Source organism: Mycobacterium sp., assembly GCF_032159775.1.
Taxonomy (GTDB): Bacteria; Actinomycetota; Actinomycetes; order Mycobacteriales; family Mycobacteriaceae; genus Mycobacterium.
On sequence record NZ_JAVHWK010000166.1, the window covers coordinates 36848 to 59704 of the forward strand.

Below are 22857 nucleotides of genomic sequence, written 5' to 3' on the forward strand. Positions count from 1 at the left end.
TTTTCGGCTTGATGCCGTGGTGCATTTCGGCCACATCGGGATGAGCGCGTGTTCGCGACGTTGCGGCTGCACTCCCAGCGCCCAGTCACCGCGCGCGGCATGGCCGAGCTTCGCCTTCTGCTCGCCGACGGCGGCGGCCCGCTTTACCGCTACGGCCGAGGTGATCTCCGCGGGCGGCTCGCGGCCGCATTCAGCTCGCTTTAGCGAGGATCAACGCGCATCGCCTGTCAGATTCAGTTCGGCGGCTCTGTCGAATTCGTCGTCGATCAGCACGACGTCGCGCCCGTGCCTGTCGAGGATGGAAGCCGCGATGGAGGCGCGGTAGCCAGAAGCGCAGTGCACCCAGACCTCGCCGACTGGCAGCACGTTGACTCGGTCGATCAGCTCGTGCAGCGGAATGTTCACCGCGCCCTGCACGTGCGATTCGGTGAACTCGTCAGGCTGGCGCACATCGAGAACCGTCATCTCGCCGCTTCCGATGGCCTTCGCGAGTGCGACGAAGTCGGCGACCCGGTAGCTCCGCACGGCGACGGCGTTTTCAACATGCTGGATGTCGGCGGAGCCTGCGATGTCGTCAACGCCGATACGCGCGAGTTCACGCCTGGCATCGGCGATCTGGTCTTCGTCCTCGCCGATCAGCGTCAGTGGCGTACCCCACGGGTGCAGCCACCCCAGGTACGTCACGAACGACCCTGACAACTCGAATCCGAAGCTGCCGTTGAGATGTCCGGCGGCGAAGGCCACCCGATGGCGGAGGTCGACGACCCACTCGCCCGACTCCAACCGACGACGCAGGTCGTCGGCTTCGACGGGCTCGGGCAACGAAAGGTCAACGGCCGCAGGGCCTTCGCTGTTTATCACGCCCATGTGCGCGTAGTAGGCGGGGTATGCCGACAGCTCTGTCAGCAGTTCGTCGACGAAAGCCTGCTCATCCTTGGTCAACGCGGGATTTCTCTGGCGCTGCTGCCCGATCGTCGACGCATCCTCGTCGACGGACGAGGCGGAGCAGAAGCTGCCGAAACCGTGTGTCGGGTACACCGCCGCGCCATCGGGGAGCTCTTCGGCCAGGCGTCGAACGGAGCTGTACTGCGCGCGGGTCAGCGCCTCCGTCTCGGCCTCGTCGACCAGGTCGGTGCGGCCGGTGCTGCCGAACAGCAGAGACCCGCCGGTGAACACGCCGACGACATCTCCGGACTCGTCGCGCAGTTCGTAGCTGACGTGGTGCGGCGTGTGGCCGGGAGTGTGAATGGCTCGTAGCACGATCGAGCCGGACTCGATGGTGTCGCCGTCGACCACCCTTCGCGCCGAATAGCCGAGGTTCTCGCCGTCAGGAACGACGTACTCGGCGTCGACTGTCCGTGACAGCTCCAGCCCGCCGGTGACGTAGTCGTTGTGGACGTGGGTTTCCAGCACGTGGGTGATGCGGGCATCGCCGACTGCCGCCAGCACACGGTCGATGTCCCGCTGCGGATCGATGACCACAGCGACGCCGTCGCCGCTGACGATGTAGCTGCGGTCGCCCAGTCCCGACGTCTCGATGATCGATACCCGCATAGTGCTACCGGACTACCCCGAAACCGGTGTCGCTTCAAACCTTGAACTCTGGGTGAGCAGAAGTGCAGCGGCGCTACCTGTCCGATGCGTTGTTGATGATGTCGATCGCCATCGTCGTCGCCTCGTCGGAGAGGTTGTAGGCACAGACCCACGTCTCGACGGTCAGGTTGGACGCCGTCGCGAGTGCGTGCTGACATCCCCAGCCGTCGGCATCCTCCTGGTTCGCCATCTGCGCGATCAGACCGCCACTGCTTGTCACGTCGCCGAACTCCCACAACGAGCTGGTGTCCTCGGTGTCCACCGCAAGCGAAGACCCGGCGCACTTCTCCCAGCTCGATTTAGACTTCGCGAAGAACCGGTTGGCATTGCTCGCCTCCGGATAGATCACCGCGGTCTGCTCGAGCCAGTGGTCGTTGTCCTCATCGGGTTCGCGCGCCACGACGTCGCGCACCGCCGTCCATCCGCTGCCCTTGTAGACGGGTTCCTCGGCTCCGAACATGGCGCCGAGGCAATCCTGATCGGACACCTTGTCCGATGAATCCGTCATATCGTCCATGTCGCTGGTGATTTCGAGATCCTTGGTCCCCATGATGTCGTTGATCTCTTCGATGGGAAGCAACACAGAGTCGAGAACCGACTCGTCAAGCCGCGGCACATCCGTTGGCACGGTCTTCGCATCCCGCACTGCGGAGCCGGAAACGGTGCTCACGCAGCCGGACAACGCCATCACAGCGACGATGACAGTCCCGGCCACGAGAGCCCGTGCGGTCATTTCTTGGGCTTGTCGCCCGCGGCGTCGGACGACAACGCCGCAACGAAGGCCTCCTGGGGAACTTCCACGCGCCCGATGGTCTTCATCCGCTTCTTGCCCTCCTTCTGCTTCTCCAGCAGCTTGCGCTTTCGCGTGATGTCGCCGCCGTAACACTTCGACAGCACGTCCTTGCGAATCGCGCGGATGTTCTCGCGGGCAATGATTTTCGCGCCGATCGCGGCCTGCACCGGAACTTCGAACTGTTGGCGTGGGATGAGCTCCTTGAGCTTGCTGGTCATCTTGTTGCCGTACGCGCCGGCAGCGTCTTTGTGCACGATCGCGCTGAACGCATCGACAGCCTCGCCCTGGAGCAGGATGTCGACCTTGACGAGATCGGCTTCCTGTTCGCCCGACTCCTCATAGTCAAGGCTGGCGTATCCGCGGGTGCGCGACTTCAACGAGTCGAAGAAGTCGAAGATGATCTCGCCCAGCGGCATCGTGTAGCGCAGCTCCACCCGCTCGGGCGACAGGTAGTCCATGCCGCCCAGCTCCCCGCGACGGGACTGACACAGCTCCATGATGGTGCCGATGAACTCGCTCGGCGCGATGATGGTGGTCTTGACCACCGGCTCGAACACCGCACGCACCTTGCCTTCAGGCCAGTCCGAGGGGTTCGTGACGACGAGCTCGCTGCCGTCGTCCTTCTCGACGCGGTAGACGACGTTGGGCGAGGTGGAGATCAGGTCCAGGTCGAATTCGCGCTCAAGCCGCTCCCGGGTGATCTCCATGTGCAACAGTCCGAGGAAGCCGCACCGGAAGCCGAATCCCAGCGCCACCGACGTCTCCGGCTCCCAGACCAGGGCTGCGTCGTTGAGCTGAAGCCTGTCGAGCGCGTCGCGCAGGACCGGGTAGTCGGAGCCGTCGACGGGATAGAGCCCTGAATAGACCATCGGCTTGGGTTCGCGGTATCCGGTGAGCGCCTCGGTGGCGCCGCGGCGGGCCATCGTCACGGTGTCGCCGACCTTCGACTGACGTACGTCCTTCACACCGGTGATGAGATAACCGACCTCGCCGACCCCGAGGCCTGCGGACGGCTTGGGATCGGGTGACACGATGCCGACTTCCAGCAGTTCATGGTTGGCGCCGGTAGACATCATCTTGATGCGTTCGCGCGGCAGGATCTTGCCGTCGACGACGCGCACGTAGGTCACCACGCCGCGATAGATGTCGTAGACGGAGTCGAAGATCATCGCGCGGGTCGGTGCGTCGGCGTCACCCTGCGGCGAGGGCACCTCGCGCACGACATGGTCGAGCAGATCGGCGACGCCATCTCCCGTCTTGCCGGAGACCCTCAGTACGTCGCTGGGCTCACAACCGATGATGTGGGCGATTTCACCCGCATAGCGGTCGGGATCGGCAGCAGGCAGGTCGATCTTGTTCAGCACCGGGATGATGTGCAGGTCGCGGTCCAGCGCCAGGTACAGGTTCGCCAGCGTCTGAGCCTCGATGCCCTGGGCAGCGTCGACCAGCAGCACCGCGCCTTCGCACGCCTCGAGGGCGCGCGACACCTCGTATGTGAAGTCGACGTGACCGGGCGTGTCGATCAAGTGCAGGACATAGTCGGTGCCGTCGACGTTCCATGGCAGCCGGACGTTCTGCGCCTTGATGGTGATGCCGCGTTCCCGCTCGATGTCCATCCGGTCCAGGTACTGGGCGCGCATATCGCGGTCCGCGACGACACCGGTGAGCTGCAGCATCCGGTCGGCCAGCGTCGACTTGCCGTGGTCGATGTGGGCGATGATGCAGAAGTTCCGAATCTGCGCCGGCGCGGTGAAGGTCTGGTCGGCGAAACTGCTTATGGGAATCTCCTGGTCAGGCTTTGTATAGCGGGGGCGCTGTGCCCATCCAGGGTATCGAGAGCGGAGCGAGGCGACACAATCGCGCGCGTTTCGCTTCACATATGCTGCGATTATGGCCTCGCAATGGAAGACCTTCCAGCGGCTAGCCGAGAACCTGGTGTTCAACGAGGCGCCCAGGTTCATCCGCCAGCTGCAGCGGCCCGAGACGCTGCCCCGCAGCATTCAGCAGGGCATCAAGGCGGGCATCGACGCCCTGACGGGAGTCGCTGACGAGTCGGCGCCAGCCATCACGGCCGGGCGCCCGGTCACCGATAACAGCGTTCCCACCGCACAACGGGCCCGCAGGTTGGTGTATGCACCCGACCTCGACGGCCGCGCCGATCCCGGCGAAGTGGTGTGGACATGGGTGGTCTACGAGGACGACCCGTCGCGGGGGAAGGATCGCCCGGTACTTGTGGTCGGCCGCGACCGTCGCACCCTCCTCGGCTTGATGCTGTCCAGCCAGGAACGCCACCAGAACGACCGGGAGTGGGTCGGTATCGGTTCGGGACCGTGGGATTACGAAGCCCGGCCGAGCTGGGTGCGGTTGGACCGGGTGCTGGACGTGCCCGAGGAGGGCATCCGCCGCGAAGGCGCAATCCTGGAACGCGAGACGTTCGAGATCGTCGCGACAAGGTTGCGCCGCGACTATTCGTGGAGCTGACCTACCGCGGCGCCCGCCACATCGGAATCATCGTCGGACCGCCGGGAATGTCGATCTCCCCGATCTGCTCGAATCCGAACCGGCTGTAGTACGGGATCAGCGATTCCTCGCTCGCCTCGAGATAAGCAGGGGCCCGCTCGCCGTCGCAGCGGTCCAATCGTGAACCCATCAGCGCCTGCCCGAAGCCGGCACCGCGCACCGATGGATCGCTGCCGATGACCATCAGATACCAGTGCGGCTCCTCGGGGTGGGCCATTTCCATGAGCTTGCCGAGGGTCTTGGTCTGCTCGGCCCGCGAACGGAAGTGCCACGCCAATGTGGGCAGCATCTTCAGTTCTTCCCATCGCGACGACTTGCGAAGGCCCGGCGGATCCCACAGCGTCGCCGCCCCGATGACCCCGCCACGGCTCGCCACCTCAGAACCACCGCGGGCGATGAAATGGTTTTTGGTCAGCTTCGCGAACAACGGCGGCAGCATCTTCGCCCTTGCCTTGTCGTCCGGCTGCATGTATTTCATCACCGGGTCGTCATAGAAGGCCCTGGCCAGCACTGTGGATTGCGAACGAATGTCAGCCCGCGCGATGGGGCGTAATTCGATCTCAGCCACGGGTGATGTAGTCCTGCAGCGCGCGCTGCTCGTTTTCCAGTTCCTCCATCCGCTGCTTGACGATGTCGCCGATGCTGACGATCCCGACCAGCCGCTCGTTCTCTACCACCGGGATGTGACGGACACGCTTGGTGGTCATCAGCGCGGTGAGGTGATCGACCGTGTCGGTCGGCGAACAGGTCGCGACCATCGTCGTCATGATGGCCGAGACCGGCAGCCGAAGCAGCTCGACACCGTGTTCGTGCAGTTTGCGCACCACGTCGCGCTCCGAGACGATGCCGACGACGCCGTCGGCCGAGACCACGACCATCGCGCCGATGTTATTCATGGCGAGCTCGTTAAGCAGACCGGAGACCGATGTCTCGGGGGTGATCGTCGCCACCGCGGCGCCCTTCGTTCGCAACACGTCCGCGATTCGCATCGTCGCCTCCATAGTGACCGGTGTCACAACAGGTTAGGTCGAACTTGGTCAGGGCGAAAGCACCTTCGCCGGAACAGCCTCGCCGCGGTCTCGGTTGGAGGAACGTGAAAGCACCCCCGATCCAAGGATGAAAAGCATGACTAATAAAACCGCGGACGTGCCCACAGTCGCCCTTGGCGATCAGTTGACGGTCAGTGCAATCGGTTTCGGTGCGATGGCGCTGACGCCGGTTTACGGCGAGGTCGACGACACGGAATCGCTTGCCACGCTGCACCGCTGCCTCGACATCGGCGTGACTTTCATCGACACCGCCAACATCTATGGAAGCGGAAACAACGAGCGGCTGATCTCGAAGCTGCTTGCCGACCGTCGGGACGAAGTCACCCTCGCCACGAAGTTCGGCATCGCGAGCAACCCGGCCGATCGGGCGGCAGGCAGTCTGGTGGCACATGGCGACGCCGCGTATGTGCACAAGTCCATCGACGAGAGCCTGTCGCGACTGAAGACCGAAGTCGTCGACCTCTACTACATGCACCGCCGCGACCCGTCTGTGCCGATCGAGGAGACGGTCGGCGCGATGGCCGACCTGGTGGCCGCGGGCAAGGTGCGCCACCTCGGGTTGTCGGAGGTGACCGCCGAAGAGCTTCGCGCCGCCGTCGCAGTCCAGCCCATCGCCGCGGTGCAGAGCGAGTGGTCGATCTGGAGCCGTGACGTCGAGCGCAACGTCGTGCCGACGGCCGCCGAACTCGGGGTGGGTTTTGTCCCCTATTCACCGCTGGGCCGCGGCTTTTTGACCGGTACCGTCCGGTCGGCAGCCGACCTCGCATCGACGAACGACTTCCGTAAAACCATGCCGCGGTTCGCCGAGGACGCCTTGGACGCCAACCTCGCGGTAGTGGAAGTCGTGACGTCGGTCGCAATGGCCGCAGGCGCGACGGCGGCGCAGGTCGCACTGGCGTGGTTGAGGTATCGCGCCGCCGCGTTCGGTGTTGCATCGGTCCCGATCCCGGGCACGCGTCGGGCCGCCCGGGTCGAAGAGAACCTCGGGTCGCTGTCGGTGGTGCTCGACGCTGATCAGATCAGTGCGCTAGATGCGGCCGCGGATGCGGTGTCGGGCAACAGGTTCCACGACATGAGCTGGGTGTCGGCGGGCCGCGAGTAGCCAGTCACGGCGGCATCATTCGCCACGATTCGAGGTGGTGGACGGCGAACCCGTCGAACATCGGCGGCCGCATGCGGGTCGCGACGTCGCCGAGTTCCCTGCGCATCGCCGCCTCGCCGTCGTCGCCGAACGTCGTGTTCGCCGGGATTGCCGCGGTGGGCGTTTGCGTCTCGACGCCGATGCGGTGGGGAATCCCGGCGGTCCGGCAGAGCCGGAGCATTGCGTCGGCCTCGGCGAGGATCGCCGCGGCGTTATCACGGTATGCCAGCACGGTGATCGAATTGCACTGGCGCACAATGCGGCTGACGGTCTCGCGGTGCTCGGTCGTCAGCCACGGCACCAAATCCACCGCCAGCGGTGCGACCTCGGCCATCTCGTCCACCAGCGTGGCGAAGGAACCCATCAGTGCGCCCGCGTCGTCGGGCCAGCGCGGCAACGCCCATGGCTCGACGTCGAGGTGGACACCGTCGAACACGGCGTCGGTGGTCGCGCGGAAGGCCCAGTTCAGTGCGGCGTCGTGGTCGACCGTCCAGGTCGGGTCACCGCCTAGGCACGACACCGCAATTCCATTGGCCCGCAAAGCCGCGGTGAGCGACGCGACGTCATCGTCGACTCCACTCAACGGCACCGCGACATAGACTTCACGCAGGTGGCGTGCGGTGGCGAACGCGACGATGCCCCCGGTATCTGCGGTCACCCGCCACAGCCACGTTGCGACCGTTCGGGCTGAATCCGCTGCCACGGGGTTTAACGTTAGGCCTTATGATCGAGGTCACCCTTCTCGGCACCGGAAGTCCCATGGTCGATCCCAACCGTGCCGGACCCTCGACATTGGTGCGAGCCGGCGGGCAGACCTTCCTCGTGGACTGCGGCCGCGGCGTGTTGATGCGGGCTGCGGCGGTAGGTGTCGGCGCCGCCAACATCTCCGCCCTTCTCCTGACACACCTGCACAGCGACCACATCACCGATCTCTCCGACGTCATCACGACGCGATGGGTCACCACCTTCACCCGCTCTCCACTACGGGTGATCGGTCCGCCAGGAACCGCCGCAGTGGTCGATGCGACGCTCAACGCGCTGGCCCCGGACATCAGCTATCGGATCGGCCACCACCCCGACATCACCGAACCACCCACGGTGGAGGTGGAGGAGGTGACCACCGGCGTGGTGTGGGCCGGTGACGGCGTGCGGATCACCGCGGCTCCGACCGATCACCGACCCGTCGAGCCGACTGTCGGGTTCCGGGTCGATTTCGAGGGAGCGTCGGTGGTACTGGCCGGGGACACCGTGCCGTGCACCGGACTGGACGAATTGGCAGCAGGCGCAGGTGCTTTGGTGCACACCGTGATCCGAAGGGATCTGGTCGAACAGATGGCTGTGCAACGCATCAGGGACATCATCGACTACCACTCGTCGGTCGAGGATGCTGCTGCCACCGCCGAGCGGGCCGGCGTGGGAATCCTGGTCCTCACCCACTACGTCCCGGGCATCGGCTCCGGGCAGGAGGACGACTGGCGCGCTCTGGCGGCCACGGCATTCAGTAGGCAGATCGAACTCGGTGACGATCTGCACCGAATCGAGGTGCATCCCGGCGTGTGTGGCGGCCGCGGCGCAGGTTAATCCAGCAGAGTACGCAGTGCTTCCGCGGCGGGCTGGTGCGTCATGACGGTGAAGTGATCGGCGTCGACGTCGGTGACGGTGATCGTCGGGACCGCCGACGCGATGTCGGCGGCGACGTCGTCGGGCACCACCAGCCCGCCGTTCAGCGGTCGTCGACACCGAACCAACCCGACAGGCATCGTCAGGTGCCGCCACGACCGCGGCCAGTCCTGCCCGGAGGCATCGAGACCGTCTTCGAGGCAGGCCGCCTTTCTTGTCCGCCGAAATTCGTAGGCGTAGAACCGGCGCCAGAAGTCGGTGAACGGGTGGATCGGGCTCAGCGCCTCGACCTGAGCCACGTAGTCCTCGGCGGTTGGCGTCTCGAGATCCAGTCGGTTGAGGCCGGAGAGCACTGCCGCGACAGCACTTTCGTCGGACCGGCCCGCGTGGTCGATCATCCCGAGGCTGCGGATCCGGCCGGGGTCCATCTGCGACGCGGCAATACCGATCAGCGCTCCCAGCGACCATCCCACCCAGTCGAACCGGTCGTGGCCCAGAAGCGTTGCCACCTCGAACATGTCGCGGGCGTGCGACATGAGACCGTACGTCCCCGGCGCGGTGGACTCGCTGCCACCGCGGCCGCGCAGATCGACTGCGATCAGCTGACGCGCGCCGTCGTCGATCAGAAGCGGCGCGAGGTAGTCGAAGCCGTGCATGTTGGCCGAGAGGCCGTGCACGGCGAGTACCAGCGGCGCATCGGTGCCACCGAAGCGCTGGGCATGCACACGTCCGGATGCGAGATCGAGGTCGAACTCCGCCGCCATGAATGTCAGGCCAGCCGGCTGATCTCCACGACCACGTCGAGGTCGGTCGACCCCTCCCCCGAGTAGATGCCCTTGAGCGGCGAAACATCCGAATAGTCCCGGCCCACGCCGACACTGATGTACTGCTCGTTGATGTCACTGTCGTTGGTCGGGTCATAGTTCCACCAACCGCCCGTCCAGGCCTGAATCCACGCATGGCTCTGACCGTCGATGGTCTCGCCCACTGCGGCTTCCCGGTTGGGATGCAGATAGCCCGACACATATCGGGCCGGAATACCCATGCCCCGCAACAATATCAATGTCAAGTGCGCATAGTCCTGGCATACACCTTTGCCCTCGCGGTGCGCGTCGAGCCCCGACGAGTGCACCCCCGTGGTCCCCGGCACGTACTCGAGTTCGCTGTGCGCCCACTGCGCGGCAGCGAGAACGGCGTCGGCAGGTTCGTTGTACTTGGCGATCCGCCTGCCTACGGCCTGAATTCGCCTGCTCGCAGGCACGTAGTCGGTCGGGCTGAGCATCTCGTCATACCGGTCGATCACCGCCTCCGAGTTGAGGTCCTCCCAGCTGACCTTCTTGGGCATTTCTCCCCTGTCGGTCTCGACGACCGAGGATGAGGTGACCTCGAGCTCGGTGTGCGGTGCATACAGGTCGAACGACGTGACCGCGGTGCCCCAGTAATCAACATAGCGATAGGACCTTGTTGCGGGAACGGTCTCGATGCGGTTGAGGATGACGTTTTGACGGGAGTCCGACCGTGGCGTCAGGCGTGCTTCGTTGAATGACGCCGTCACCGGAGACTTGTAGGCGTAGCCGGTCGAGTGCACCACCCGCATGCGCCACATCTAGATCTCGCCTTCCTCGATGACAAGCGCGCCGGTGCGGCCTGCATCCGTCCACGCGACCCATGGCGCGGCGTGAAAGTACTCCAGCGCCAACGCTTCTCCGACGTCGTGACATGTCTTCTGGAGGCTGGCGAGCCGCTGTTCGAGAGATTCCAGCAGTACGCCGGGGCGAAGGAACTCCAGCTCGCTGCGCGCTCGGCCGAGCAGCCGCTGGGCTTCCGCGGTCGCGCCGACCCTGTTGAGCGCGCGGTTGTGGAGTTCGTCGAGGCTGTGCTCGGCCAGTCGGAGGGAATAGAACACGGATCGCGGGAACAGCCGGTCCAGAAGCATGAACTCGACGACGCGGCCGGCGTCGAGCACGCCGCGGTACGTGCGCAGATAGGTGTCATGCGCACCGGCGGAGCGCAGCACCGTCACCCATGCGGGCGACGAGGCGCTGTCGCCGACGCGAGACAGCAGCAGGCGCACCGTCATGTCGACCCGTTCGATTGCGCGGCCGAGCACCATGAAGCGGTAGCCGTCGTCGCGGGAGAGCGTCGAGTCGGCGAGCCCGGCGAACATCGCCGCACGGCCCTCGACGAAAGACAAGAACTCGGCGGGGCCGAGACGCTTGGCGACCCGTTCACGTTCAGCCAACGCGTTGTAGGTGGTGTTCAGGCACTCCCAGATTTCGGTGGACGTGACTTCACGTGCACCCCTTGCATTCTCACGCGCGGCCGATATCGATTCGACGATCGACCAGCCGCCGTGGGTGTCACGGCTGTATGCGACCAAGTCGGTCAGCGACCAGACATCGAGCGCTTCTGCGGGCGGCTCGATGCCCAGCACCCGCAGCAGCGTGCGCGACGCCTGGTCGGGATCGACGCTGGAGTCCTCGAGCAGCTGATGGACCGTGACGTCGAGAATGCGGGCGGTGTCATCGGCACGCTCGACGTAGCGACCGATCCAATACAGCGATTCAGCGTTGCGCGCGAGCATGATTCATCACCGCCTGCTGCTGCTGTTGTTGCTGTTCCTGGAGGGGACCCGACGATTGCGACTGCTGTTGTTGCTGCGCCGACGAATCGCCGTTCCTGTCGCCCTTCGCGCCTTTCGGCGCCTTCGGGAGCTTGCGGACCACTTCTGCGGCGGCCAACTCGCGGTCGGCTCCCGAGGCGCGCGACGCCAGCACCCAGGTGTCCTTCGAGCCGCCACCCTGGCTGGAGTTGACCACCAGCGAGCCCTCCGGAAGCGCAACACGGGTCAGGCCGCCGGGAAGCACCCACACGTCGTCGCCGTCGTTGACCGCGAACGGCCGCAGATCCACGTGACGTGGCGCAAGCTTGTCGTCGATCTGCGTCGGCACCGTCGACAGCTGCACGACAGGCTGGGCGATCCAGCCGCGCGGATCGTTGCGGATCTTCTTGCAGATCGTCGCGAGTTCTTTCTCGGATGCGTTGGGCCCGAAAACAATCCCGTAACCTCCGGACCCTTCGACGGGCTTGATGACGAGTTCGTCGGCGCGGTCGAGAACCTCCTCACGCTCTTCGCTGAGCCAGCATCGGAAGGTGTCGACATTGGCGAGCAACGGCTTCTCCCCAAGGTAGTACTCGATGATCGTCGGTACGTATGTGTAGACGAGCTTGTCGTCGCCGACGCCGTTGCCGACAGCACTCGATATGACGACGTTGCCTGCGCGCGCGGCATTCAACACGCCCGCGACGCCGAGCACGGAGTTGGGATTGAACTGCATCGGGTCGAGGAAGTCGTCGTCGATGCGGCGGTAGATGACATCCACCTGACGTTCACCCTCAGTGGTGCGCATGTAGACGGTGTTGTCGCGGCAGAACAGGTCGCGTCCCTCGACGAGCTCGACGCCCATTTGCCGGGCCAGCAGTGAATGCTCGAAGTAGGCGGCGTTGTAGACACCGGGCGTCAGCACCACGACTGTCGGGTCCGCTTCGTTGGTTGCGGCGGCGTTGCGCAGCGCACGCAGCAGATGCGATGAATAGTCGCCTACTGCGCGCACCCGGTGGGTGGCGAACAGGTTGGGAAAGACGCGCGCCATGGTGCGGCGGTTCTCCATTACGTAGGAGACACCCGACGGTGAGCGCAGGTTGTCCTCCAGCACCCTGAAGTTGCCCTGCGCATCGCGAACCAGGTCGATGCCTGCCACATGGATGCGCACGCCGTTGGGCGGCACGATGCCCGCGGCTTCGCGGTGGAAGTGTTCACAGGAGGTGACGAGCCGGCGCGGGATGACGCCGTCGCGGAGAATTTCCTGCTCGCCGTAGATGTCGTCCAGGTACAGCTCCAGCGCTTTGACGCGCTGCCGAATGCCCTTCTCCAACCGCGACCACTCGGCAGCCGAGATCACCCGCGGCACCAGGTCGAGCGGGAACGGACGTTCCTGGCCCGACAGCGAGAATGTGATGCCCTGATCGACGAACGCGCGACCGAGGGCATCGTTGCGGGCCTCCAGCTCAGAGGCGTCAGACGGGGCGAGTTCGGCGAAGATGCCCTTGTACGGCCCGCGGACGTTGCCCTGCGCATCGAACATCTCGTCGAAGGCTTCGCAGTAGCTGCCCACGTCGTTGTAGCCGTCGAAGATACCCTCGTATCGCGCGGTTCGGCGGCCATTGCCTCGGGCGGATTTCGCGGTCTCGGTTGGCAATGTTCGCAGGCTCACCTTTGACATGCTGCCCCAAACGCCGCGTTTGCGCAGGCCAGTGGCTTCCGCTTCTCGACCACTTTGGGCTTTTACCCCTTGCGCTGGTAATCTGAACCCTCGCTGCCCGCGCGACGGGCGCCAGACTTTGCCCAACCCCAATGAAGATTTACGAAGGAACTAGCGCGTGGCCAACATCAAGTCGAAGGTAAAGCGGATCCACACCAACGAGCTTGCCCGACTCCGGAACCAGTCAGTGAAGTCCTCGCTGCGCACGGCCGTCCGCTCGTTCCGTGAGGCCGCCGAGGCGGGCGACAAGGAAAAGGCCGCCGAGTTGCTCGAGTCGACCAACCGCAAGCTGGACAAGGCAGCCAGCAAGGGTGTCATTCACAAGAACCAGGCGGCGAACAAGAAGTCCGCGCTGTCGCGCGCCTTCAACAAGCTCTGATTCGCACCACTCAGCGATCGTCGGCGACGAGTTCCGCCACTTTGCGCACCGCCGCCTCCAACGCGTAGTCGGCGTCTGCCGCCGCACCCTTGACATCGGCATTCAGCGTCGCCACCAATTGCATCGCCTTGCCGACCGATTCCCGCGACCAGCGTCGCGACTGTCTCTGCGCCTTCTGCACTCGCCACGGCGGCATCCCCAATTCAGAGGCCAGCCGGTAGTGGTCGCCTGACAGCGGCCCGACCCGAGCGATCGTGTGCACCGCCTCGGCGAGCGCATCGGCGAGGACGACATGGGGCTCGCCGCTCATCATTGCCCAGCGCAGCGCCTCGGCAGCGCCTGCGACGTCACCGACCACCGCCTTGTCGGCGATGTCGAAGCCCTTTACCTCTGCCTTGCCGCTGTAGTAGCGGCGCACCGCGACCGCGTCCACAGTGCCGTCGGTGTCGGCCACCAGCTGCGAGCAGACCGACGCGAGCTCGCGGATGTCTGATCCCACCGCGTCCAGCAGGGCTGTGACCGTGTCGTCGGACACCTTGACCTTCAAGGCGCGAAACTCGCCGCGGACGAAATCGGCACGTTCGGAAGCTTTGGCGATGCGGGCACACGGATGAACCGTCGCGCCGAGCTCCTTCAGCTTTCCGGCCAGCGCCTTCGCGCGCCCTCCCCCCGAGTGCACGACGATCAGCAGTGTGCCGTCGGGCAGGTCGGCAGCCGCGGTCTCGATGAGGGCCACCGCGTCCTTCCCCGCTTCGGCGGCGGACTCGAGCACCACCACCCGTTCGTCGGCGAACAACGACGGGCTCAGCAGTTCGGCGAGTTCGGCCGTGCTCACCTCGCCCGCACGCATGCGGTCCACCGGGACATCGTCGGTGCCCGCCTGCTTGCGCGCGGCGCGCAGGACAGAAGCGACCGCACGCTCGACCAGAAGCTCCTCATCCCCGACGACAAGATGCAATCCAGGGACCGGTTCGCTCATGTTCTGATCGTGTCATGCCGCGCTGACAGCCGCTTGTGCCACCACCACGACAGCACGACAGCCCCGAGACCTGCCGCCCCGATAGTCAGTGCACCGGGCAACCCTGACGGCACCGGCACAGATGCGCCGGGAATCCCTGAGGCCAAACGGGCCACACCGAGCAGCCACCACAGCTCGGGTCCGGTGAACCTGATCAGCAGATCCGCGCCCGCGGGCCACCAGACCGACAACGCGGCCGCCGCGGTGCCGATCACGGTGATCGGGGCGACCACAACCGCCACCGCAAGGTTGGCCAACGCCGCGACCACGCTCAACGTGCCGGAGATGGCTGCCACCAGTGGCGCGGTCACCAGCTGTGCGGCCACGGCGACGCTGACCGCGTCGGCCAACGGCTTGGGCCAGCCGCGGGCGACCAGCCGTCGCGACCATCCTGGTGCGATCACCACAAGCGCTGCAGTCGCCGACACCGACAAGGCGAAGCCGAGGTCGACGGCGAGCTCGGGTGTCGCGATCATTAACGCGATGATCGTCGCCGACAGTACCGGGATCGCCTGTCTGCGTCGGTGTGTCACGACGGCCAGCAGCGTGATGGCCGCCATCACCGCGGCGCGCAACACGCTCGCCGACGGCTGCACCACGATGACGAACGCCACCAAAGCACCCCCGGCGAACACAACCGCCGTTCGAGGACCGACCAACACCGCTGTCAGCAGCACCGCCCCGCAGACGATGGTCACGTTCGCACCCGAGACCGCCGTGAGATGCGTCAGGCCCGCCGCCCGAAACTGCGCGGTGGTGTCGGCCGACAGCGCGGAGGTGTCACCGAGGACCAGGGCGGGAAGCATCGCCGCCTGATCGGCGGGCAAGGCGTCCCGTGCCGCGGTGGCGAACGCGGTGCGGACCCGCTGTCCAGCCCGCAGGACGGGTGCGGCCTCCCCGAGGGTCGGCTCACCGGTCGCTGAAAGCACGGCGACCGTGAGGTCGCGTCGGGTCGGCCTGGAGATCCTGGCCTTGAAGGCAGCCGGCTGGCCCGCCGCCAGCTCGCCAAATCCAGCCATCGAAGCGAAAACGACCACCCGGCCGGACATTTCGTTGCCTGCGACGTATCGCAGAGATCCCCGAAACATCAACCTTCCGCCGCCGAGCGAGCGCGGCGTTTCGCTGGGCGTGACGATGACGGCGGCGACGTCACCGTAACGGTCAACCAGCAGATGATGTCGGATCTGCTCGACGCGTAGCTGGATCGCGACGGCGAAGCCAAGCCCTATCAACGCGATCGCGACCACGGCCGCCGCTGTCATTCGCGCACCGTCGCGTAGCGCACGGTGTCTGCCATCCCACCACGCCGTCGCGCTCGCTGCGACCGCCGCTGACAGCAGGACGACGACCCAGCCGATCGACCACGAAATTCCCGCGGCAGTGACCGCCCAGCTCGTCATCGCCGCCGGGACCAGACGCAGATCCAGGCGGACCTCGTGACGGTCCGCGCCGCTCACACATGAACCTGGGCGCGCAGCTTCTCCAGGCGGGCAGGCCCGATACCGTCCACCTCGCTGAGCTGGTCGACGCTGGCGAACGACCCATTGGCGTCACGCCACGCGATGATGGCGGCCGCGGTCACCGGGCCGACACCGGGCAGCGCGTCGAGCTGCTCTTCGGTCGCGGTGTTCAGGTCGACCGACTCGCCGGACGTCGACTCACTTGCATGCGGATCCGGGCCTCCTGCAGATGCGGACGGAGTGGGCTCCGCCGCCACTGAACTTCCCATGGTCGTCGGTTCCCCGGCGGGCGCGGCGATGCCGACGATGATCTGCTCGCCGTCGGTAAGGCGACGAGCCATGTTCAGGCCGATCAGATCGGCGCCGTCGAGCGCGCCGCCGGCGGCGCTGAGCGCGTCGGCGATGCGTGCGCCCGTCGACAAGGTCACCAGGCCCGGCTTGTGCACCAGCCCGACGACGCTCACGACGACGGGTCCCTCCGGGGCCGGGGCGCGTGGGGTGGGCTGTGCCGACGAGACCATCTCCACCGGCGGGAGTTTGGCCGATGCCACCGGCGGGGTCTTGTCCGCAAACATCGTGAAGACGGTGACCAACACGGCCACCACGCCGACGGCTCCCAGCACGATCGCGCCGGTGCGACCGGGGTCTGCGCGGACCGCCGCAAGCCACCCCGGCTGCGCGCCGGTACCAGCGTCGGGCAGCCAGCGCGACAGTGCGGCATCCGAATCGCCGTCGTCGTCCGCCCCGGATTCCGCATCGCCCTCGGCGCCGAGCCTGCGATGAAGACGTTCGGTGGGCAGTTCGGTTCCCATGCGCCGACGGTAGATCTGGCCCGCGACCGCAGCCGCCTGGTGAGACCGGGATCGGCGGCGACTGTGGATGAAGTCCGCTCTGTGGATCACTGCGGCCGACGACGGAATGCGTTCGCAGCAGTTGAGTATGGCGTCCACGGTGGTACATGCCGCAAGGTGATACCCATGACCGCTACCGCCACATCGGAGGTCCCGTGACGACATCAGACCCATCCGCCGAACCCGCGGGCCGAACGTCGGCTCTGATCGAGACGCGGTCCATCGACTACGTACCGGACGACGAACGTCACGGCAAGGTCAGTCACCAGGGTCCGTTCTGGTTCGTCGGCAACTTTCAGCCGTTCACCCTTGCGCTCGGATTCGTCGGCCCCAGCCTGGGTCTGTCATTGGGATGGACGATTGTGGCGGGTCTGGCCGGGATTGCGTTCGGCACGCTGTTCATGGCGTTTCACGCCACCCAGGGCCCAGTGCTGGGTTTGCCGCAGATGATTCAGTCGCGGGCACAGTTCGGCTACCGCGGTGTACTGCTGCCGCTTGTCGGAACGCTGTTCACCTTCGTCGGCTTCAATGTGGTGGACGTCGTCATCATCAAATCGGGACTGCAGTCGATCTTCGGCTGGAACCCGGTCGTCGTCGCGGTGTTGATCACCGTCATTGCGGCCTTAGTCGCGATTTTCGGGCACGACCTGCTGCACAGGACATTTCGGATCCTGTTCTGGATTTCCCTTCCGTTGTGGATTGTTCTCACCTGCGGTGTCCTGTTCGGTGGTGTCACCGGAACGACAGCAGCCACAGGAGGATTCAGTTTCGTCGCCTTCTTGGTCCAATTCAGCGTGGCTGCGTCCTACAACATCACCTATGCACCGTACGTATCCGACTACAGCCGCTACCTCCCCCGCGACACCAAACCGTCGTCGATCATCGCGTCAGTCTTCGTTGGCGCCTCTGCCTCGCCGGCGTGGCTGATCCCGCTCGGCGCGTGGATGGCCACGTATCTCGGCGCGAGCGACGCCTTGGCAGGCATCAACGAGACCGGCAACGACGTCGTGTTGTATCTGGGGTCGGTGTTGGCGGTCGTGTCGACGCTGGTGCTGGTGGCGACCATGGGCCTGAACGCCTACAGCGGCATGCTCACCGTGGTGACCGCGATCGATTCGCTGAGGTCGATCACGCCGACACGTCGGTTGCGGGTGGTGACGATTGTCGTGCTTGCGGTGGCGTGGCTGGTGATGAGCCTGCTGTTGACCGACGCCACCTCGGCGTTGAACACCACGTTGTTGATCATGCTGTACCTGCTCGCGCCCTGGACTGCGGTCAATCTGACCGATTACTTCTTCGTCCGGCGAGGCCACTACGCGATCGCGGATCTGTTTACTCCCAATGGCATCTACCGTGCCTGGTCATGGCGTGGCCTGACGGCGTTCATCGCGGGCGTGCTGGCCGAGGTCCCCTTCGTCGTGCTGCCGTTTTTTGTCGGGCCGGTCGCGACGGCGATGAGCGAGGTCGACATCGCCTTCATCGTCGGCTTGCTGGTGTCGGGCCTGGTCTACATCGGCGTGACCCGCTCGCTCGATGTGTCCCGTGAGCTCGAGTTGATCAACTCTCGTCCCGAGCTCGCGGGAGGCCCTCCCCGGAGTTGACCGCTGCCGGGGAGGGCCTCCATTTAGGTGGGTCTTTGTCGGTGGGCGCTTACTGGTTGAACATGTCGAAGCGACCGACACCGTGGTGGTGACGCCAGCCCGGCAGCGCGTTCGGCGCGGGCTTCGCGTAGGTGTCCGGCGAGGCCACGATGGCCGAGCCCGTGCTCGTCTCGGTGGTGACAGTCGCGGCGTTGGCCATTCCGGCCAGGCCGAGGGCGGCGCCGCCGAGGACGCCGGCCGAGACGATCGGCAGCGCGATGAAGCGGGCGAAGCTGCGGGCGATGTTCGTGGTCATTTCGTATCTCCTTGTGCTGGTTGGTGTTTCAGTTCTTATGCCGGTTGTTTTCGGCGATGAGATAACTATGTCGTGGCAGCGGGGAGATGTATGTCGGCCAACCGGCCCTCGGACCGGTTGAACCCGATGTCCCCCGATCGGTGGAAGTGGATCGGTGTCGGGGCAGAAATTCGTATGATCGCGACGTGGACGGCGTGCATGACCTCGGCGGACTGGACGGTTTCGGGCCGGTCGAGCACACCGGCGATGAGCCGATGTTCGCCCACGACTGGGAGCGCCGCACGTTTCGACTGATGGTCGGGGCGATCGGATCGCTCGGTGGTCCCGGCGGCAAATTCCGGCATTCGATCGAGCGGATGGATCCCGCGCACTATCTGTCGTCGCCCTATTACGAACACTGGCTGACCGGCCTCACCACGCGCGCGGTCGAGGAGGGCCTGACCACGCCGGAGGAACTCGATCGCCGCGCGGGCGGGCACTTCCCGTTGTCAAGGCCCGACCGCGGTGTCCTGCCCGTCGACCTGGCGTCCCGGACCACCCCGAGGTTCGCGGTCGGCGACACGGTGCAGGTGCGAGAGCGACATCCCGCCGGCCACACCCGCGCCCCCCGCTACGCGCAGGGCAAGCGCGGGACCATCGCGCGCGTAGACGACGCGGCTGAGATCGACGACATCGAGGCGCACGGCGGCGGTCCGGTCACCGATCCGCTGTATTCGGTGCGCTTCACGTCCCGCGAACTGTGGGGAGAGGCAGGCACCGACGGCGACGTCGTCCACATCGACTTGTTCGAGCGCTATCTGCAGGAGGCGTGATGACCGACCATCACCATCCCGAGGAACTCGCACCCGTGGAGGCGCGCATCGCGGCCATTGAAGCGGTGCTCGTCGAGAGGGGTGTGCTCGACGTGGACGCGGTGGACCAGATCGTCGCTCATTTCGAAGAGAACCTCGGACCGATGAACGGCGCCAAGGTCATCGCCAAGGCGTGGACCGACCCTGATTACAGGACGCGGCTGCTGACAGACGGCACGGCGGCCATCGCGGAACTGGGCTTCGGCGGCCCGGAGGGCGAACACGTGGTCGTGCTGGAGAACACCGCCAACGTGCACAACCTCGTGGTGTGCACGCTGTGCTCCTGCTATCCGTGGCCGGTCCTCGGGCTGCCGCCGAATTGGTACAAGGCGCCGGCCTACCGTACGCGCGCGGTGCGGGAGCCGCGCAAGGTGCTCGCCGAGATGGGCACCGAGATCGCCGACGACGTCGAGGTCCGAGTCTGGGATTCCAGTGCGGAGGCGCGGTACCTGGTGCTGCCGATGCGTCCCTCGGGCACCGACGGGTTCACCGAGGAGCAGCTCGCGGGTGTCGTCACGCGCGACTCCATGATCGGCGTGCAACGGCTGTGACGGGCACACCGTTCGACGACGAGTCGCTGCCCCGCGACAACGGGGAACTTGTCTTCGACGCACCGTGGCAGGCTCGCGCGCTGGCCATCGCGGTCGCTGTGGTGGATCGGCTCGGCCTGCCGTGGGACGCATTTCGCCATCGCCTCATGGCAAGCATCGCCGAGGAGCCCGATCGCCCGTACTACGAGTCGTGGACCAAGGCGCTGGAGTCACTGGTCGTCGCGGAGGATCTCGCCACCGCCGCCGCGCTGGACGAGGCGATGCCGACTGAGCGCACCCCCTTATAGGCTCTATCCGCCCCAGCCGTCGTTTCGCCAACACACCCAGTCGATCTCGACGAGCGCGCCGACCGCCAGTCCGGTGGTGCCCACACAGGTTCGGCTCGGCAGCCGGTCGGGGAACCACGGCGCGTAGGCGGCGTTGAAGTCGTCGTAGTCGTCCCAGTCCAGAAGGAAGGCGCGCACAGAGACGACATCGACCAATCCCCCGCCGCACAGCTGCGTGACACGCAACAGGTTGCCGAGAACCTGGTCTGTCTGGGTCGTGACCTCGTCACCGACGACGGTGCCCGTGACATCCGTGGGCATCTGCCCGGTCACGTACAGCGTCGGACCGGCCGCCGTGGCGTGTGCGAAGGGTGCGACGGCCGGTGGCACGCCGTCCGCCGGGGTGAAGGTGAATGCGCGGATTGCACCGGTGCTCATCGGGAACATCCTGCCGGACACGGGCGCAAGATTGACCGATGAACGAGATCAGATACGAACGTCACGACAGGATTGCCTACATCACGCTGAACCGACCTGAAGCCAAGAATGCGATCACTCCGGCGATGCATGAACAGCTCTGCCGCATCTGGATTGAGTTCAGCGACGACGACGACGCCGATGTCGCGATTCTGACGGGCACCGGGGATGCTTTCTGCGCGGGTGCCGACCTCGCGACCTACGTACCGCTGAACTACGTCGACGCATCACCGCGCCGGGTACGCGACATTGTCGACGTCGGGTTCGGTGGCATCACCCGCGGACTTCATCGGATCACCAAACCGACGATCGCCGCGGTGAACGGGTGGGCGTTGGCGGGCGGCCTCGAGCTCGCGCTCGCGTGCGATCTCCGGGTGGCATCCGAACGTGCAAAGTTCGGCTCGTTCGAGGCGCGGCGCGGTTTTCACCACGGTGACGGCGGAATCACCCGGCTGGTCAACACATGCGGCGTCGGGGTGGCGATGCAGATGGTTCTCACCGCTGAGCCGATAGACGCTCAACAAGCACTTCAATGCAATATGATAACGAAAGTCGTTGCCCACGAACATCTTCTGGCTGAGGCCGAGAAATTGGCCGGGCAGATCCTCCGAAATTCGCAGCGGGCCATCCGGTCTGCCAAGGAGACGATTCTCGATGTCATCGGCAGGCCACTTGACGATCAACTGCGAGTAGAGGGCTGGAACTCCTATACCTGCCTCGATCAGACAGAGGCGCGCGAGCTGTTGGGGCAGTTCTTCGATAGATCGGATCGCGGCCGTGCCGGAACAAAGCAGACCGGGCTTTAAGCTGATGCCCAACTTCGGTTCAGATCAGCGTCAGCGCACGCCGGAGATTCATAGAGGAGAAGCCACCATGACGGCACCGACCGCTGACCGACCCATCCGGGTGATCCAGTGGACGACGGGAAACATCGGAAAGCGTTCGCTGCATGCCATCATCGGCCGGTCGGACATGGAACTGGTCGGCGTCTACGCACACGGCGCCGACAAGGTTGGGGTGGATGCCGCCGAACTGGCCGGCTGGCCCCACCCCACCGGGGTTACTGCCACCAACGACATCGAGGCGTTGATCGCATTGAAGCCGGACGCCTGCTGCTACAACCCGCTGTGGCCCGACATCGACGAGTTGGCCCGACTGCTCGAGGCCGGTGTCAACGTGTGCTCCAGCGCGGCCTGGATCACCGGCGGCAAGCAGACTCCCGAGGATCTGGACCGCATCCGAAAGGCTTGCGTAAGGGGCAATTCGACGATTTTCGGCAGCGGCGCGCATCCGGGCATGACGAACATGGTCGGCATGGTGCTCAGCGGGTCGTGTGAGCGTGTCGACGAGATCCGGATCACCGAGTCGGTGGACTGTTCCACCTACGAGTCGGCGGGCACGCAGACCGCGATGGGCTTTTCTCAGGACCCCGACACGCCGGGCCTTGCCGACAGTGTGCGACGGGAAAGCGAGGTCTTCGCCGAGTCCGCCGCAATGATGGCCGACACGATCGGCGCCAAACTTGATCGGATGACATTCGACGTCACCTTCACCCCAACCACCGGCGACAGCGATCTCGGTTTCATGCAGATCCCGAAGGACACCGTCGGCGGCGTGATGGGCTACCACCGCGGCTGGGTCGGCGACAGGAACGTCGTCAGCGTCGGATTCAACTGGACTATGGGCGAGCACGTGACACCGCCGAAACCGCTCGAGCACGGCCATGTCATCCAGGTCTTCGGGCTGCCCAACATGCGTACGGTGCTGCACTGTCTGCCGCCGAAGGACTGGACCGAGCCGGGCTTCATGGGTCTGGGCATGATCTACACCGCCATGCCGGTGACCAACGCCGTGCCCGCGGTCGTGGCTGCGCGCCCGGGCATCGTCACGCTCAAGGATCTACCGCCTGTCGTCGGGCGGTTCGCCGGCTAGCGCCGAACGCAACTCAGCCCAGGCCGGGTGGCCTGGGCTGAGTTTGGTTGTGTCTCAGAAGGGGAGGTTGCCGAGGACCTGGCCGGCCTGCTTTTGCTGCTCCTGGAGTTGCTTGTTGATGTCGTCGATCTGCTTCTG

General features: G+C 65.6%; 26 protein-coding genes. 11 read left to right on the top strand and 15 right to left on the bottom strand.

Features of this window, described 5'->3' with window-relative positions; translation table 11 throughout:
• Positions 1-48 precede the first annotated feature (48 nt).
• Positions 49-204: a hypothetical protein gene (locus tag QOJ24_RS22155; protein ID WP_526265170.1), complete on the top strand. Its 156-nt coding sequence runs from the start codon at positions 49-51 to the stop codon at positions 202-204.
• A 6-nt stretch (positions 205-210) separates the two neighbouring features.
• Here QOJ24_RS22155 and QOJ24_RS22160 read toward each other — a convergent pair whose 3' ends face one another.
• The 3 genes from QOJ24_RS22160 to lepA form a co-directional block, all read right to left on the bottom strand.
• The gene (locus tag QOJ24_RS22160) at positions 211-1554 is read right to left on the bottom strand and encodes an MBL fold metallo-hydrolase (RefSeq protein WP_526265172.1); all 1344 of its coding nucleotides are present in this window, start codon (positions 1552-1554) and stop codon (positions 211-213) included.
• Between the two features lie 73 nt (positions 1555-1627).
• Positions 1628-2326, bottom strand: coding sequence for a sensor domain-containing protein (locus QOJ24_RS22165; RefSeq protein WP_526265174.1), 699 nt, complete (start codon positions 2324-2326; stop codon positions 1628-1630).
• Complete coding sequence (lepA, locus tag QOJ24_RS22170; protein WP_526265214.1) at positions 2323-4170, bottom strand: translation elongation factor 4; 1848 nt, start codon at positions 4168-4170, stop codon at positions 2323-2325. The genes QOJ24_RS22165 and lepA overlap by 4 nt, the downstream gene beginning before the upstream one ends.
• A 106-nt stretch (positions 4171-4276) precedes the next feature.
• Between lepA and QOJ24_RS22175 the strand changes: the two genes are divergently transcribed.
• Entirely contained in the window at positions 4277-4867 is a 591-nt protein-coding gene (locus tag QOJ24_RS22175; RefSeq protein ID WP_526265176.1) for a type II toxin-antitoxin system PemK/MazF family toxin, read from the top strand.
• A 1-nt stretch (position 4868) separates the two neighbouring features.
• Here the strand turns inward: QOJ24_RS22175 and QOJ24_RS22180 are convergent, their stop codons facing one another.
• Positions 4869-5474, bottom strand: a complete 606-nt coding sequence (locus QOJ24_RS22180) for a GNAT family N-acetyltransferase (RefSeq protein ID WP_526265178.1) — start codon at positions 5472-5474, stop codon at positions 4869-4871.
• Positions 5467-5895, bottom strand: a complete 429-nt coding sequence (locus QOJ24_RS22185; protein ID WP_526265179.1) for a CBS domain-containing protein — start codon at positions 5893-5895, stop codon at positions 5467-5469. Before QOJ24_RS22185 ends, QOJ24_RS22180 begins: the two co-directional genes overlap by 8 nt.
• A gap of 136 nt (positions 5896-6031) precedes the next feature.
• Between QOJ24_RS22185 and QOJ24_RS22190 the strand changes: the two genes are divergently transcribed.
• Positions 6032-7057 (top strand): aldo/keto reductase, encoded by a 1026-nt coding sequence (locus tag QOJ24_RS22190; RefSeq protein WP_526265181.1) that lies wholly within the window; start codon positions 6032-6034, stop codon positions 7055-7057.
• Positions 7058-7061: 4 nt separating this feature from the next.
• Here QOJ24_RS22190 and QOJ24_RS22195 read toward each other — a convergent pair whose 3' ends face one another.
• On the bottom strand, positions 7062-7799 hold the full coding sequence (locus QOJ24_RS22195; RefSeq protein ID WP_526265183.1) for a hypothetical protein: 738 nt from the start codon (positions 7797-7799) through the stop codon (positions 7062-7064).
• A gap of 20 nt (positions 7800-7819) precedes the next feature.
• Between QOJ24_RS22195 and QOJ24_RS22200 the strand changes: the two genes are divergently transcribed.
• Positions 7820-8677 carry a ribonuclease Z gene (locus QOJ24_RS22200; RefSeq protein WP_526265184.1) on the top strand — a complete coding sequence of 286 codons (858 nt, stop codon included), beginning with the start codon at positions 7820-7822 and terminating at the stop codon, positions 8675-8677.
• Here the strand turns inward: QOJ24_RS22200 and QOJ24_RS22205 are convergent.
• The 4 genes from QOJ24_RS22205 to QOJ24_RS22220 are packed head-to-tail and all read right to left on the bottom strand — an operon-like array spanning position 8674 to position 12999.
• Positions 8674-9480: an alpha/beta fold hydrolase gene (locus tag QOJ24_RS22205; protein WP_526265186.1), complete on the bottom strand. Its 807-nt coding sequence runs from the start codon at positions 9478-9480 to the stop codon at positions 8674-8676. The two genes, QOJ24_RS22200 and QOJ24_RS22205, sit on opposite strands and share 4 nt — an antisense overlap.
• Positions 9481-9485: 5 nt before the next feature.
• Complete coding sequence (locus tag QOJ24_RS22210; RefSeq protein ID WP_526265187.1) at positions 9486-10322, bottom strand: transglutaminase-like domain-containing protein; 837 nt, start codon at positions 10320-10322, stop codon at positions 9486-9488.
• A complete protein-coding gene (locus QOJ24_RS22215; RefSeq protein ID WP_526265189.1) occupies positions 10323-11300 on the bottom strand; it encodes an alpha-E domain-containing protein in 978 nt (325 codons plus the stop codon). It lies immediately after the preceding gene.
• Positions 11281-12999 carry a circularly permuted type 2 ATP-grasp protein gene (locus tag QOJ24_RS22220; RefSeq protein ID WP_526265191.1) on the bottom strand — a complete coding sequence of 573 codons (1719 nt, stop codon included), beginning with the start codon at positions 12997-12999 and terminating at the stop codon, positions 11281-11283. The genes QOJ24_RS22215 and QOJ24_RS22220 overlap by 20 nt, the downstream gene beginning before the upstream one ends.
• A 157-nt stretch (positions 13000-13156) precedes the next feature.
• Here QOJ24_RS22220 and rpsT point away from each other — a divergent pair, with 157 nt between their 5' ends.
• Positions 13157-13417: a 30S ribosomal protein S20 gene (rpsT, locus tag QOJ24_RS22225; protein WP_526265193.1), complete on the top strand. Its 261-nt coding sequence runs from the start codon at positions 13157-13159 to the stop codon at positions 13415-13417.
• A gap of 10 nt (positions 13418-13427) precedes the next feature.
• On the opposite strand, the gene holA is transcribed toward rpsT, so the two are convergent.
• Genes holA through QOJ24_RS22240 form a run of 3 tightly spaced genes read right to left on the bottom strand, consistent with a single transcriptional unit; the run spans position 13428 to position 16707 of the window.
• Positions 13428-14375, bottom strand: a complete 948-nt coding sequence (gene holA / locus QOJ24_RS22230) for a DNA polymerase III subunit delta (protein ID WP_526265216.1) — start codon at positions 14373-14375, stop codon at positions 13428-13430.
• A gap of 17 nt (positions 14376-14392) precedes the next feature.
• Positions 14393-15835, bottom strand: coding sequence for a ComEC/Rec2 family competence protein (locus QOJ24_RS22235; RefSeq protein WP_526265218.1), 1443 nt, complete (start codon positions 15833-15835; stop codon positions 14393-14395).
• A gap of 53 nt (positions 15836-15888) precedes the next feature.
• Positions 15889-16707: a ComEA family DNA-binding protein gene (locus QOJ24_RS22240; protein WP_526265195.1), complete on the bottom strand. Its 819-nt coding sequence runs from the start codon at positions 16705-16707 to the stop codon at positions 15889-15891.
• Between the two features lie 146 nt (positions 16708-16853).
• On the opposite strand from QOJ24_RS22240, the gene QOJ24_RS22245 reads away from it, so the two are divergent.
• Positions 16854-18347: a purine-cytosine permease family protein gene (locus QOJ24_RS22245; RefSeq protein ID WP_526265197.1), complete on the top strand. Its 1494-nt coding sequence runs from the start codon at positions 16854-16856 to the stop codon at positions 18345-18347.
• Between the two features lie 49 nt (positions 18348-18396).
• Here the strand turns inward: QOJ24_RS22245 and QOJ24_RS22250 are convergent, their stop codons facing one another.
• Complete coding sequence (locus tag QOJ24_RS22250; protein ID WP_526265199.1) at positions 18397-18642, bottom strand: hypothetical protein; 246 nt, start codon at positions 18640-18642, stop codon at positions 18397-18399.
• A 185-nt stretch (positions 18643-18827) separates the two neighbouring features.
• On the opposite strand from QOJ24_RS22250, the gene nthB reads away from it, so the two are divergent.
• Genes nthB through QOJ24_RS22265 form a run of 3 tightly spaced genes read left to right on the top strand, consistent with a single transcriptional unit; the run spans position 18828 to position 20331 of the window.
• Positions 18828-19454 (top strand): nitrile hydratase subunit beta, encoded by a 627-nt coding sequence (nthB, locus tag QOJ24_RS22255; protein ID WP_526265201.1) that lies wholly within the window; start codon positions 18828-18830, stop codon positions 19452-19454.
• Positions 19454-20044, top strand: coding sequence for a nitrile hydratase subunit alpha (nthA, locus tag QOJ24_RS22260; RefSeq protein ID WP_526265203.1), 591 nt, complete (start codon positions 19454-19456; stop codon positions 20042-20044). Before nthB ends, nthA begins: the two co-directional genes overlap by 1 nt.
• Positions 20041-20331, top strand: a complete 291-nt coding sequence (locus QOJ24_RS22265; protein WP_526265205.1) for a nitrile hydratase accessory protein — start codon at positions 20041-20043, stop codon at positions 20329-20331. The genes nthA and QOJ24_RS22265 overlap by 4 nt, the downstream gene beginning before the upstream one ends.
• A 3-nt stretch (positions 20332-20334) precedes the next feature.
• Here QOJ24_RS22265 and QOJ24_RS22270 read toward each other — a convergent pair whose 3' ends face one another.
• Positions 20335-20748: a RidA family protein gene (locus tag QOJ24_RS22270; RefSeq protein WP_526265207.1), complete on the bottom strand. Its 414-nt coding sequence runs from the start codon at positions 20746-20748 to the stop codon at positions 20335-20337.
• A 38-nt stretch (positions 20749-20786) separates the two neighbouring features.
• On the opposite strand from QOJ24_RS22270, the gene QOJ24_RS22275 reads away from it, so the two are divergent.
• Positions 20787-21593 (top strand): enoyl-CoA hydratase/isomerase family protein, encoded by an 807-nt coding sequence (locus tag QOJ24_RS22275; RefSeq protein WP_526265209.1) that lies wholly within the window; start codon positions 20787-20789, stop codon positions 21591-21593.
• 67 nt (positions 21594-21660) lie between these two features.
• Entirely contained in the window at positions 21661-22719 is a 1059-nt protein-coding gene (locus QOJ24_RS22280) for an NAD(P)H-dependent amine dehydrogenase family protein (RefSeq protein ID WP_526265211.1), read from the top strand.
• The last annotated feature ends 138 nt before the right edge of the window (positions 22720-22857 follow it).

Bases quoted from the DNA above. Each gene is read 5' to 3' on its own strand.
- QOJ24_RS22160 (WP_526265172.1), bottom strand. From the start codon at position 1,554: ATGCGGGTATCGATCATCGAGACGTCGGGACTGGGCGACCGCAGCTAC.
- QOJ24_RS22165 (WP_526265174.1), bottom strand. From the start codon at position 2,326: ATGACCGCACGGGCTCTCGTGGCCGGGACTGTCATCGTCGCTGTGATG.
- QOJ24_RS22175 (WP_526265176.1), top strand. From the start codon at position 4,277: ATGGCCTCGCAATGGAAGACCTTCCAGCGGCTAGCCGAGAACCTGGTG.
- QOJ24_RS22185 (WP_526265179.1), bottom strand. From the start codon at position 5,895: ATGCGAATCGCGGACGTGTTGCGAACGAAGGGCGCCGCGGTGGCGACG.
- QOJ24_RS22190 (WP_526265181.1), top strand. From the start codon at position 6,032: ATGACTAATAAAACCGCGGACGTGCCCACAGTCGCCCTTGGCGATCAG.
- QOJ24_RS22200 (WP_526265184.1), top strand. From the start codon at position 7,820: ATGATCGAGGTCACCCTTCTCGGCACCGGAAGTCCCATGGTCGATCCC.
- QOJ24_RS22205 (WP_526265186.1), bottom strand. From the start codon at position 9,480: ATGGCGGCGGAGTTCGACCTCGATCTCGCATCCGGACGTGTGCATGCC.
- QOJ24_RS22210 (WP_526265187.1), bottom strand. From the start codon at position 10,322: ATGTGGCGCATGCGGGTGGTGCACTCGACCGGCTACGCCTACAAGTCT.
- QOJ24_RS22215 (WP_526265189.1), bottom strand. From the start codon at position 11,300: ATGCTCGCGCGCAACGCTGAATCGCTGTATTGGATCGGTCGCTACGTC.
- QOJ24_RS22220 (WP_526265191.1), bottom strand. From the start codon at position 12,999: ATGTCAAAGGTGAGCCTGCGAACATTGCCAACCGAGACCGCGAAATCC.
- QOJ24_RS22235 (WP_526265218.1), bottom strand. From the start codon at position 15,835: ATGACGAGCTGGGCGGTCACTGCCGCGGGAATTTCGTGGTCGATCGGC.
- QOJ24_RS22240 (WP_526265195.1), bottom strand. From the start codon at position 16,707: ATGGGAACCGAACTGCCCACCGAACGTCTTCATCGCAGGCTCGGCGCC.
- QOJ24_RS22245 (WP_526265197.1), top strand. From the start codon at position 16,854: ATGCCGCAAGGTGATACCCATGACCGCTACCGCCACATCGGAGGTCCC.
- QOJ24_RS22250 (WP_526265199.1), bottom strand. From the start codon at position 18,642: ATGACCACGAACATCGCCCGCAGCTTCGCCCGCTTCATCGCGCTGCCG.
- nthA (WP_526265203.1), top strand. From the start codon at position 19,454: ATGACCGACCATCACCATCCCGAGGAACTCGCACCCGTGGAGGCGCGC.
- QOJ24_RS22270 (WP_526265207.1), bottom strand. From the start codon at position 20,748: ATGAGCACCGGTGCAATCCGCGCATTCACCTTCACCCCGGCGGACGGC.
- QOJ24_RS22275 (WP_526265209.1), top strand. From the start codon at position 20,787: ATGAACGAGATCAGATACGAACGTCACGACAGGATTGCCTACATCACG.
- QOJ24_RS22280 (WP_526265211.1), top strand. From the start codon at position 21,661: ATGACGGCACCGACCGCTGACCGACCCATCCGGGTGATCCAGTGGACG.